Origin of the sequence: Streptomyces sp. NPDC002889 (assembly GCF_042888425.1) — a bacterium.
Taxonomy (GTDB): domain Bacteria; phylum Actinomycetota; class Actinomycetes; order Streptomycetales; family Streptomycetaceae; genus Streptomyces.
Genome location: NZ_JBIAPT010000033.1, coordinates 80,123 through 90,008 on the forward strand (window position 1 = coordinate 80,123; position 9,886 = coordinate 90,008).

A 9,886-nucleotide genomic window follows, 5' to 3' on the forward strand; every position below is an offset into this window, starting at 1 on the left:
CACTCTTCGGTACGCCCCTGGTTGACCACGCGGCTTCTGCCCGGTGCCCGGCCGGGGCAGCGCCTAGTGGGGCGACCCCCGCCAACCCGAGACCGGAAGCGCGAACTTGGCCACCAGCCGGTCGGTGAACGACGCGTGGTGCAGTCGGGCCAGCCGTACGGGAACGGCACCGCGCCGCACTTCCACGCGCGCACCCTGTGGCAGTTCGACGGTCCTGCGTCCGTCGCACCACAGCACCCCGTGCGGTGTGTGCGGCTGCACCTCGACCGCCAGGATCGACGTCGGTGAGGTCACCAGCGGCTTGGCGAACAGAGCGTGCGCGCTGATCGGCACCATCAGCAGCGCTTCCACCTCCGGCCACACAACGGGCCCGCCGGCCGAGAAGGCGTACGCCGTCGAGCCCGTCGGCGTCGCACAGACGATGCCGTCGCAGCCGAACCCGGTGACGGGCCGGCCGTCGATCTCGAGGACGACCTCCAGCATCCGCTCCGGGGACACCTTCTGCACGGCCGCCTCGTTCAGCGCCCAGTCCCTGTGCACCACATCACCGTTGCGGCGGACGACGACATCGATGGTCATCCGCTCCTCGACCTCGTAGGCGCGCGTGACGACGCGGTCGACGACCTTGTCGAGGTCGTCGCGCTCCGCCTCGGCGAGAAAACCCACACGCCCCAGGTTGACGCCCAGCATGGGCACCCCGGAGGCACGGGAGAACTCGGCGCCGCGCAGCAGCGTGCCGTCCCCGCCGAGCACGATCAGGAGCTCGCAGCCGTCGAGCACCTCGGGGGTGGCCTCTGCGACAGTCTCCACGGAGGCCGGAAGCGGCAGATCCACCGCTTCGGCCTCCAGCACCCGTACGCCGATCCCGCTGCGCATCAGTCCCTGGACGACGAGCTCGGCGCTGCGGATGGCCGCCGGCCGGCCGGTGTGCGCGAGCAGGAAAACAGTGCGTCTCCCTGTTGTTTCCGCCGCTTCGGCCGATACATCCGAAGCCGGTGAAACTGCTGATGTCGTGGTCAACGAGGTCCCTCCGCCACTGCGCGGTCGACGTCCGCCGGATCGAGCTCGGGCGCCCCGGCCCTGAGCCACAGAAAGTATTCGACGTTCCCGGAAGGGCCCGGAAGCGGGCTGGCGGTGACCGCCTGCACGCCAAGACCGAGCTCCCCCGCCCTGCGCGCCACGTCCCGCACGGCTTCGGCGCGCAGCTCCGGGCTGCGCACCACACCGCCGCTGCCGAGGCGCTCCTTGCCCACTTCGAACTGCGGCTTGACCATCAGCACCAGGTCCGCGTCGGGCGCGGTGCAGCCCACCAGCGCGGGCAGCACCAGCCTGAGGGGAATGAAGGACAGATCGCCCACCACAAGGTCCACCGGCACTCCGTCGATCGCGTCCAATGTCAATTCACGCACGTTGGTACGGTCCTTGACGGTGACGCGTTCATCGCTCTGCAAAGACCAGGCGAGCTGCCCGTAGCCGACGTCCACCGCGACGACGTGACCGGCGCCCGAGCGCAGCAGTACATCGGTGAAGCCCCCGGTCGACGCGCCCGCGTCCAGCGCCCGCCGCCCCTCGACCTTCAGCCCGAGCGGGACGAAGGCCGCGAGAGCGCCCGCCAGCTTGTGGCCGCCGCGCGAGACGTAGTCCGGGTCGCTGTCGTCGTCGGCGACGACGACGGCGGCGCTGGTCTCGACCTGGGTGGCGGCCTTGGTCGCGGTGTTTCCGCCGACGGTCACCCGCCCCGCCGCGATCAGCTGGCTCGCGTGCTCGCGCGAGCGCGCGAGTTTGCGGCGTACCAGCTCGGCGTCCAGACGGCGGCGGGCCACTCCTGCCACGTGGGGTTCAGCTCCTGTGGTCGTACGACGGTGACGGCTGGGGGCCGGGGCGGGCATCCAGTGCGGTCAGCGCATCCCGCAACCCCCGGTGTACATCCTCGTACACCTCGAGGTGTCCGTCCGCCGGGAGGTGGTCGGCGTCGGCCAGCCGCTCGATCCGGGCGTCGACGTCGGCGTTGCCCGTGGGCGTGCGCGGCACGCCGAGCGGCGCGGGTGCGGCGGGGTCGTATGTCCCGGCCGCCGGCGCGCGCTCCTGCGGAACATTCGCCTCCGTTTCCGGTCCGGGGCCCGGCATCGAGTCGTCCATGCCCAGACGCTACCGCGAAGCCCTGCGGTACCGTCGATCACGATGGCCACCACGCAGGAGTGCCGCGGCGCACTCGACAAACTCTCGGACAATCTGGCGAATGCGGACGGCGACGTACGGGGCGCCGCCGCGCTGGACCGTTCCCTCAGCTGCCACATCACCGATCTGGACATCACCTTCACCGGGCGGCTCGAGGGCAGCCGGATCCAGGTGGTCGACACACTGGCGGGCCCGCCGCCCGACAAGGCCCAGATCCGGCTCACGATGACGGGCGACGACCTGGTCGCGATGGTGGACGGGAAGCTGAACTTCGCGAAGGCATGGGCATCGGGCCGGGTCAGGCTCGAGGCGGGCCTGCGCGATCTGCTGCGCCTGCGGACGCTGCTGTAACCCGGGGGCGCGGGGGCGGCCCCGCGAGGAGCCCCGAGACCCGGCACCGGGCGCCCCGGGAGTGGCCCGGAGGCCGGCGGTTCCCGGGGCGGAGCCCCGCGCGACCGCAGCCCGGAACCCCGTTGCGTGGCGCCCCTTTTCGGCTGCCCCCGCCCTGCACTCCCGGGCCGCCGCCCAAGGGCCGCGTTGTCCGGCGCAGTGCGGAGCAGCCTTCGGCCGGGCCGGGCCTCAGACCACCGCCGCGGCGCCGCGCCTGCGTGCCGCCGGCACCACCAGGGGGGTTCCGGACTCCGGGTCCTCGATGATCCGGCTCTTCACACCGAAGACCTGCTCCACCAGCTCTGCGGTCACCACGTCGGCGGGCGCGCCCTCGGCGACGACCATGCCGTCGCGCAGGGCGACGAGGTGGGTCGCGTACCGTGCGGCCTGGTTGAGGTCGTGCAGTACGGCGACGAGGGTGCGCCCCTGCGACTCGTGCAGTTCCGCGCACAGGTCCAGCACCTCGAGCTGGTGCTGGATGTCGAGGAACGTCGTCGGCTCGTCGAGCAGCAGCAGTGGCGTCTGCTGCGCGAGCGCCATCGCGATCCACACGCGCTGGCGCTGTCCTCCGGAGAGCTCGTCGACATAGCGGTCCGCCAGTTCGCCGACCCCGGTCGCGGCCATCGACTCCTCGACGGTCCGTTCGTCCTCCGGCGACCACTGGCGCAGCAGACCCTGGTGCGGATAGCGCCCGCGCGCGACCAGGTCGGCGACCGTGATCCCGTCGGGCGCGATCGACGACTGCGGCAACAGACCGAGCGTCCTGGCGACCTTCCTGGAGGGGAGGGAGTGGATGGCCTGCCCGTCCAGCAGGACCCGGCCCTGGGTGGGCCTGAGCATCCGGGACAGGGCACGCAGCAGCGTCGACTTGCCGCAGGCGTTCGGACCGACGATCACCGTGAAGGAGTTGTCGGGGATCTCCACCGAGAGGTTCTCGGCGATGATCCGCTGGTCGTAGCCGAGGGTGACCGATTCCGCGCTGAGGCGCTGCATTGTCGTCGTACTCCTGGATTCCTTGGAAGTCATATCCGTCCCGCCTTGCGCTCGGTGACGAGCAGCCAGAGCAGATAGCAGCCGCCGAGCACCCCGGTGACCACACCGACCGGCAACCGGCGGTCGCCGAACGCGTGGGTGGCGACCCAGTCCGCCACCATCAGCAGGGCTGCGCCCATGACAGCGGCCGCGGCGAGGTTCGGCCCCGGCGAACGGGTCAGCCGGCGGGCGAGCTGCGGAGCGCTCAGCGCCACGAAGGCGATCGGCCCGGCGGCGGCGGTGGCGACCGAGATGAACAGCACGCCCGAGCCCATCAGCACCACCCGGGTGCGTTCGACGGGCACCCCGAGCGCGTACGCCGCGTCGTCGCCCATCTCCAGCATCCGCAGCGACCGCCCGTGCAGGAACACGAGCGGCATCAGCACCGCGCACATGCCGAGCAGCGGCCGGACCTGAGCCCAGTCGCGCCCGTCGAGCGAACCGGTCATCCACAGGGTGGCGCGGGTGGCGTCCACCAGGTCGGCCTTGGTGATCAGAAAATGGATCACGGCGGTGAGCACGGCGGCGACACCGATACCGACGAGGACCAGACGGAAGCCGTGCACGCCGCGCTTCCATGCCAGCACGTAGACGGCGATGCCGGTCACCAGACCACCGGCCACCGCTCCGCCCGCCACCGCGAGCGAGCCGCCCTGGAAGAGCACGATCACGGTGAGCGCACCGACGGTCGACCCCTGCCCGAAACCGATCACATCGGGGCTGCCGAGAGGATTGCGGGACAGCGACTGGAAGATCGCGCCGCTGAGCGCGAGGGACGCGCCGACGAGCAGGGCGACCAGCACGCGCGGCAGCCGCAGCTCCTGGACGATGTACTCCTGGATCGGCGTGCCGTCCCCGAGCAGGGTCGCGACCACGTCGCCGAACGACATGGGGAAGTCGCCGCTGCCGATCGACACGACTCCGGCTGCCCCTGCCGCGGCGGCGAGCAGCAGGACGATGACCGCCGACCTCGGGTCGACCCGTACGGAGAGCCCACCGGGAGTGCGTATCGCTTTCACTGCCTTCACAGCTGGGCCATCCTCTTGCGGCGTACGAGGTGGATGAAGACCGGCCCGCCGATGAGCGCGGTGACGATGCCGACCTGCAGCTCGGAGGGGCGGGTGATGACCCGGCCGATCACGTCGGCGCCCAGCAGCAGCACCGGCGAGAGAACGGCCGCGTACGGCAGGATCCAGCGCATGTCGGGCCCGGTGATGGCGCGTACGAGGTGCGGAATCATCAGCCCGACGAAGACGATCGGCCCACAGGCCGCGGTCGCCGCCCCGCACAGCAGGGTGACGGCGAGCATCGACAGGACGCGGGTGCGGTTCAGCTGCGCGCCGAGCGAACGGGCTGTGTCGTCGCCCATCTCCATCGCGTTCAGCGGCCGGCCCAACAGCAGGGCGAGCACGACACCGACGGCGACGAACGGCGCGATCTTCTTGATCGTCGCCATGTCCGCCGATGCCAGCGACCCGACCGTCCAGAAGCGCAGCCGGTCCAGCGCGGCCGCGTCCAGCAGCTGAACCGCGTTGATGTAGCCGTACAGCGCGGCGGTGGCGGCGGTCCCGGCGAGCGCGAGGCGTACCGGGGTGGCGCCGCGGCTGCCACCCAGGATGTACACCAGCGTGGAGACGACGGCGGCGCCGAGGAACGCGAACCACACGAAGCCGGTGAGCGAGGTGACACCGAGGAAGCTGATGGCGGAGACGACTGCCGCCGAAGCGCCCGCGCTCACCCCCAACAGACCCGGCTCCGCAAGGGGATTACGCGTCAGCGCCTGCATCACCGCGCCCGCGAGGCCGAGCGCCGCTCCGACGACGAGTCCGAGCAGCGTCCGCGGTACGCGCACATCCCGGATGATCACGTCGCTGCCGGTGCCGGTGTTGTGGAACAGGCCGTCCCACACCTCGGTGAGCGCCATCGCCTTGGCACCCACGGCGATGCTCGCGACACAGACCAGCAGCAGGATGCCGAGCGACACCAGTAGTCCGACGGCACGCAGGGCATGCCGCTCGGGGGTCACGGGTGCGGATATCGGCTCCGCGCTCTGTTTCGGGGGACTGTCGACCAACACGGGGTTAGGTTAGCCTACCCTGACACAGCTTCGACCAGGGTGAGGGATGAGGCAGGCCGAGGACCCCACCGGCAACGGTCACGGCCTCCGGACTACAACCCCAGCCGGGCCAGGGCCTTTCCGGCATCGAGAGTGCAGGAGCCGTCCCCGGCGTGCGTCCACGCAGCCGCGCACAACGCCCGCAGCCCGTCCATCGGCTCGCCGTCGCCGTCCAGTACCAGCGCGTCTGTGCGCACGCCGGCCGTCCACCCGCCGCAGCGGAACCCATCCTCGGTCCCGGCCACTTCGGGCTGCCCGGTGAGCATGCCCCGAAGATCGGCGTCCACGTAGGTCGGCCGCTGCTGCGGCACGGCGGCCAGCAGCTGCGCCGCGTCCGTCACCCCGGTCAGTACGAGCAGCGAGTCCACGCCCCCGTTGAACGCGCCCTCGATGTCGGTGTCCAGGCGGTCCCCGACCACCAGCGGCCGCTTCGCTCCCGTGCGCAGGATCGTCTCGCGGTGCATCGGCGGCAGCGGCTTCCCGGCCACCTGCGGCTCGGCGGCGGTGGCGATCCGTACGACCTCCACCGCCGCCCCGTTGCCGGGCGCGATCCCCCGCGCACCGGGAATCGTGAGATCCGTGTTGGACGCGAACCACGGCACCCCGCGGGCGATCGCGAAGCAGGCCTCCGCGAACCGCCCCCACGCCAGATCGGGACCGCCGTACCCCTGCACGACCGCCGCCGGCTCGTCGTCGGCCGAGTCCACCGGCTCGAGACCGCGCTCGCGCAGCGCGACCCGCAGCCCCTCGCCGCCGATGACCAGCACCCGGGACCCCGCCGGAACCTGCTCGGAGATCAACCGTGCCACCGCCTGCGCGGAGGTGATGACATCGTCCGCCCGGGTCGGGATGCCCAGCTCGGTCAGATGGTCCGCCACCGCGTCCGGGGTGCGCAGCGCGTTGTTCGTGACGTACGCGAGGTGCATACCGCCCTCGCGCGCCGTTCCCAGCGACTCGACCGCGTGCGTGATCGCCTCACCGCCGGCGTACACGACCCCGTCGAGATCGAGCAGGGCCGTGTCGTACGCCTCACTCAGCGCCCGCGTGCTCCCGCTCGGCCGGGTACCGCCCTGCTGACTCATCCGATTCCGCTCCTCGCACTCGGGTCCACTCCCCCGATCATCGCTCATCCGCCGTCCCACATACGATGCACAGATGAACACCGAAGGTCGCGCGGCCAACGACGGTCTGCATCTGATCCCGTTCCGTGGACTGCGTTATGTCCCCGAGCGGGTGGGCAGTCTCGCCGCCGTGACCTCGCCGCCGTACGACGTCGTCGTGCGGCCCGACGGCCTGCACCACCTCCAGTCGGCGGACCCGTACAACATCGTCCGGCTCATCCTGCCGCAGGCAGCCGCAGCGCCCGCACGCCACCGGAAGGCCGCCGACACCCTTGCGCGCTGGCTGAACGAGGGCGTCCTGGTCGCGGATCCCGAACCCGCTCTGTACGTGTACGAGCAGCGCAAGGGAAACATCCTGCAGCGCGGCATCATCGGGGCACTGGCCCTGTCGGAACCGTCAGAGGGTGTCGTGCTGCCGCACGAGGACGTGATGCCGGACATCGTCGCGGACCGCGCGGCCCTCATGCGCACGACCGCCGCCAACCTGGAACCGCTGCTCCTCACCTACCGCAGCACCAACAACGGCAACGGGGCGGCCGCCGTCATCGAACGCGCCGTCCAGCGTCCCCCGCTGCTGTCGACCACCACCGAGGACGGTTTCAACCATCTGCTGTGGTCGATCACCGACGCCGGCGAACTGGCCGAGGTGCGCACCGATCTGTCCCGGCGTCAGGCCCTGATCGCCGACGGCCACCACCGCTGGGCGACCTATCTGCGGCTGCGCGCCGAGCACACCGCGCCCGGCCCGTGGCACTACGGTCTGGTGCTGTTGATCGACACGGCCCGCTACCCGCTGCAGGTCCGCGCGATCCACCGGTTGCTGCACCGCCTCCCGGTGTCCGACGCGCTCGCCGCGCTGACGGACTCCTTCCGTGTTCGACGTCTCGACGTCCCCCTGGAGCAGGCGATGGGCGTGCTCGCCGAGGCGTCGGCCGAAGGCAACGCCTTCCTCCTCGCCGGCGACGGCGCCTTCCACCTCGTCGACCGGCCGGATCCTTCGCTGCTGGCGCGTACGGTACGGGCGGACCGGCCCGAGGCCTGGCGCACCCTCGACGCGACGGTCCTGCACGCAACGCTCCTGGACCACATCTGGCGGATCCCGGACGCCCCCGAGCACATCGCCTACATCCACGACACCGAGGCGGTCGTCACCCAGGCGGAACGCAGGGGCAGCACGGCTGTGCTGATGCATCCGGTACGGGAAGAGGTCGTACGCGACCTGGCACGCGAGGGCGTGACGATGCCCCGGAAGTCGACATCGTTCGGTCCGAAACCGGCGACGGGCCTGGTCCTGCGCAGTCTCGCACTGGACTGAGACACGGCAGGTACGAGTGAGGGCGGCACCCGATGCGGGTGCCGCCCTCACTCGTACGCTCGCGGAGCTGCCGGGCCTACTCGGCCTTCTCGCCCTCGCCGTCCTGCTCATGCGTGCCTTCGACGTTCGCGGCCTTGTTCTCGGGCTCGTTCTCGCCGTCGCCCTCGCGGTCCTCGTCCATGACGTCGACGAACTCCACGCCGTCCAGCTCGGCAAGGCGGTCCGACGCGTCGGTCGCCCCGTCCTTGTCGGCCTCGAGTGCCTTGGCGAACCACTCGCGCGCCTCGCCCTCACGGCCCGCGGCCAGGAGCGCGTCGGCGTACGCGTACCGCAGCCGAGCGGTCCAGGGCTGCACCGAGTTGGACGCCAGCTCGGGGCTCTGCAGGGTCACGATGGCCGCGTCGAGCTGCCCCATGTCCCTGCGCGCTCCGGCCGCCACGAGTCGCATCTCCACCTGGCCGGCCTTGTCCAGCTTCTGCACCTCGGGCTCACCGGCCATCGCAAGTGCCCGCTCGGGCCGCCCGAGCCCGCGCTCGCAGTCCGCCATGACGGGCCACAGCTCGACGCTGCCGGTCATCCGCCGGGCCGCACGGAACTCGGCCAGCGCCTCGGAGTACTTCTGCGTCGCGTACGCGGCGAAGCCGGCGGCCTCGCGCACCGCGGCCACGCGCGAGGCGAGCCGGAGCGCGATCCGGGAGTAGGCGTACGCCTGCTCCGGGTCCTCGTCGATCAGGTTGGCGACCATGACGAGGTTCCTGGCGACATCCTCGGCGAGGCCCTTCGGCAGGCTCTGCAGCTCCTGCCGTACGTCCTTGTCGATCTCGTCACCGGTGACGTCGTCCGGGATCGGCAGCCGCTTGACGGGCTCGCGGTCCGGACGGTCCCGGTCCCGGTCGTCACGCCGGCCGTAACCGCCGCGGTCACGGTCGTCGCGCTGGCCGCGGTAGCCCCCGCGGTCCCGGTCCTGGTCGTCGCGACGGGGTCCACGGAAGCCGCCGCGGTCGCTGTCGCGACGGGGGCCGGCCGGGCGGTCGTCACGGCGACCGTAGCCACCGCCGCCGCCACCGGGACGGTCGTCACGTCGGCCGTAGCCGCCCCCGCCGGCGCTGCTGGGGCGGTCGTCACGGCGGAAGCCTCCGCCGCCGCCACCGCTGCTGCTGCTGCTGGGACGGCTGCCTCCACGGTCGTCGCGCTGGCCTCGGTATCCACCACGGTCGTCCTCACGACGCGGCCCACGGTCGCGATCGCGGTCACGATCGTCGCGGCGGAAGCCACCCGGACGGTCGTCACGACGGTCATCGCGGCGGTCATCGCGCTGACCGCGGTAGCCGCCACGGTCGTCCTCGCGCCGGAACCCGCTACCGCGCTCGTCATCACGTCGGGCGTAGCCACCACCACCCGCACGGTCGTCGCGACGGAAGCCACCGCCGGCGCCACCGCTGCTGGGACGGCCGCCACCACGGTCGTCACGGGGCCAGCGCTGCCCGCCCCGGTCGTCCTCACGGCGGAACCCACCGCCGCCGCCACCGGGACGGTCGTCACGACGCTCGTCACGACGGAAGCCACCCTGGCGGTCATCACGACGATCATCACGCTGCCCGCGGTACCCACCGCGGTCGTCGTCACGGCGGCCATACCCACCACCGCCACTGGGACGGTCGTCGCGACGGAAGCCACCACGGTCGCCACCACCGGAACGGTCGTCACGGCGGAAGCCTCCGCCGCCGCCACCGC

10 protein-coding genes and 1 pseudogene are annotated in these 9,886 nt (G+C 71.8%); 2 read left to right on the forward strand and 9 right to left on the reverse strand.

Going from position 1 to position 9,886, the window contains the following annotated elements; genetic code table 11:
• Positions 1–63: 63 nt before the first annotated feature.
• From ACFYWI_RS34495 to ACFYWI_RS34505, 3 genes are read right to left on the reverse strand one after another with little or no spacing between them, the layout of a single operon-like run.
• Positions 64–1,020, reverse strand: a complete 957-nt coding sequence (locus ACFYWI_RS34495) for an NAD kinase (RefSeq protein ID WP_389239727.1) — start codon at positions 1,018–1,020, stop codon at positions 64–66.
• Positions 1,017–1,832 (reverse strand): TlyA family RNA methyltransferase, encoded by an 816-nt coding sequence (locus tag ACFYWI_RS34500; protein ID WP_389239728.1) that lies wholly within the window; start codon positions 1,830–1,832, stop codon positions 1,017–1,019. Before ACFYWI_RS34500 ends, ACFYWI_RS34495 begins: the two co-directional genes overlap by 4 nt.
• Before the next feature lie 7 nt (positions 1,833–1,839).
• Complete coding sequence (locus tag ACFYWI_RS34505) at positions 1,840–2,139, reverse strand: hypothetical protein (protein ID WP_389239729.1); 300 nt, start codon at positions 2,137–2,139, stop codon at positions 1,840–1,842.
• Positions 2,140–2,181: 42 nt separating this feature from the next.
• On the opposite strand from ACFYWI_RS34505, the gene ACFYWI_RS34510 reads away from it, so the two are divergent.
• Entirely contained in the window at positions 2,182–2,529 is a 348-nt protein-coding gene (locus ACFYWI_RS34510) for an SCP2 sterol-binding domain-containing protein (protein WP_389239730.1), read from the forward strand.
• 228 nt (positions 2,530–2,757) lie between these two features.
• On the opposite strand, the gene ACFYWI_RS34515 is transcribed toward ACFYWI_RS34510, so the two are convergent.
• The 4 genes from ACFYWI_RS34515 to ACFYWI_RS34530 form a co-directional block, all read right to left on the reverse strand.
• On the reverse strand, positions 2,758–3,561 hold the full coding sequence (locus ACFYWI_RS34515; RefSeq protein WP_389239742.1) for an ABC transporter ATP-binding protein: 804 nt from the start codon (positions 3,559–3,561) through the stop codon (positions 2,758–2,760).
• Positions 3,562–3,590: 29 nt separating this feature from the next.
• Positions 3,591–4,628 carry a FecCD family ABC transporter permease gene (locus ACFYWI_RS34520; protein WP_389239731.1) on the reverse strand — a complete coding sequence of 346 codons (1,038 nt, stop codon included), beginning with the start codon at positions 4,626–4,628 and terminating at the stop codon, positions 3,591–3,593.
• The gene (locus ACFYWI_RS34525) at positions 4,625–5,677 is read right to left on the reverse strand and encodes a FecCD family ABC transporter permease (protein ID WP_389239732.1); all 1,053 of its coding nucleotides are present in this window, start codon (positions 5,675–5,677) and stop codon (positions 4,625–4,627) included. The genes ACFYWI_RS34520 and ACFYWI_RS34525 overlap by 4 nt, the downstream gene beginning before the upstream one ends.
• A 92-nt stretch (positions 5,678–5,769) precedes the next feature.
• Positions 5,770–6,798 carry an HAD hydrolase-like protein gene (locus ACFYWI_RS34530; RefSeq protein WP_389239733.1) on the reverse strand — a complete coding sequence of 343 codons (1,029 nt, stop codon included), beginning with the start codon at positions 6,796–6,798 and terminating at the stop codon, positions 5,770–5,772.
• Between the two features lie 73 nt (positions 6,799–6,871).
• Here ACFYWI_RS34530 and ACFYWI_RS34535 point away from each other — a divergent pair, with 73 nt between their 5' ends.
• Positions 6,872–8,152: a DUF1015 domain-containing protein gene (locus tag ACFYWI_RS34535; protein WP_389239734.1), complete on the forward strand. Its 1,281-nt coding sequence runs from the start codon at positions 6,872–6,874 to the stop codon at positions 8,150–8,152.
• A gap of 76 nt (positions 8,153–8,228) precedes the next feature.
• On the opposite strand, the gene ACFYWI_RS34540 is transcribed toward ACFYWI_RS34535, so the two are convergent.
• Both ACFYWI_RS34540 and ACFYWI_RS34545 read right to left on the reverse strand, forming a co-directional pair.
• Positions 8,229–9,005 (reverse strand): hypothetical protein, encoded by a 777-nt coding sequence (locus tag ACFYWI_RS34540; RefSeq protein ID WP_389239743.1) that lies wholly within the window; start codon positions 9,003–9,005, stop codon positions 8,229–8,231.
• Between the two features lie 153 nt (positions 9,006–9,158).
• Positions 9,159–9,886: pseudogene (locus tag ACFYWI_RS34545) on the reverse strand (hypothetical protein); the annotation flags it as partial.

Bases quoted from the DNA above. Each gene is read 5' to 3' on its own strand.
- ACFYWI_RS34505 (WP_389239729.1), bottom strand. From the start codon at position 2,139: ATGGACGACTCGATGCCGGGCCCCGGACCGGAAACGGAGGCGAATGTT.
- ACFYWI_RS34510 (WP_389239730.1), top strand. From the start codon at position 2,182: ATGGCCACCACGCAGGAGTGCCGCGGCGCACTCGACAAACTCTCGGAC.
- ACFYWI_RS34515 (WP_389239742.1), bottom strand. From the start codon at position 3,561: ATGCAGCGCCTCAGCGCGGAATCGGTCACCCTCGGCTACGACCAGCGG.
- ACFYWI_RS34530 (WP_389239733.1), bottom strand. From the start codon at position 6,798: ATGAGTCAGCAGGGCGGTACCCGGCCGAGCGGGAGCACGCGGGCGCTG.
- ACFYWI_RS34535 (WP_389239734.1), top strand. From the start codon at position 6,872: ATGAACACCGAAGGTCGCGCGGCCAACGACGGTCTGCATCTGATCCCG.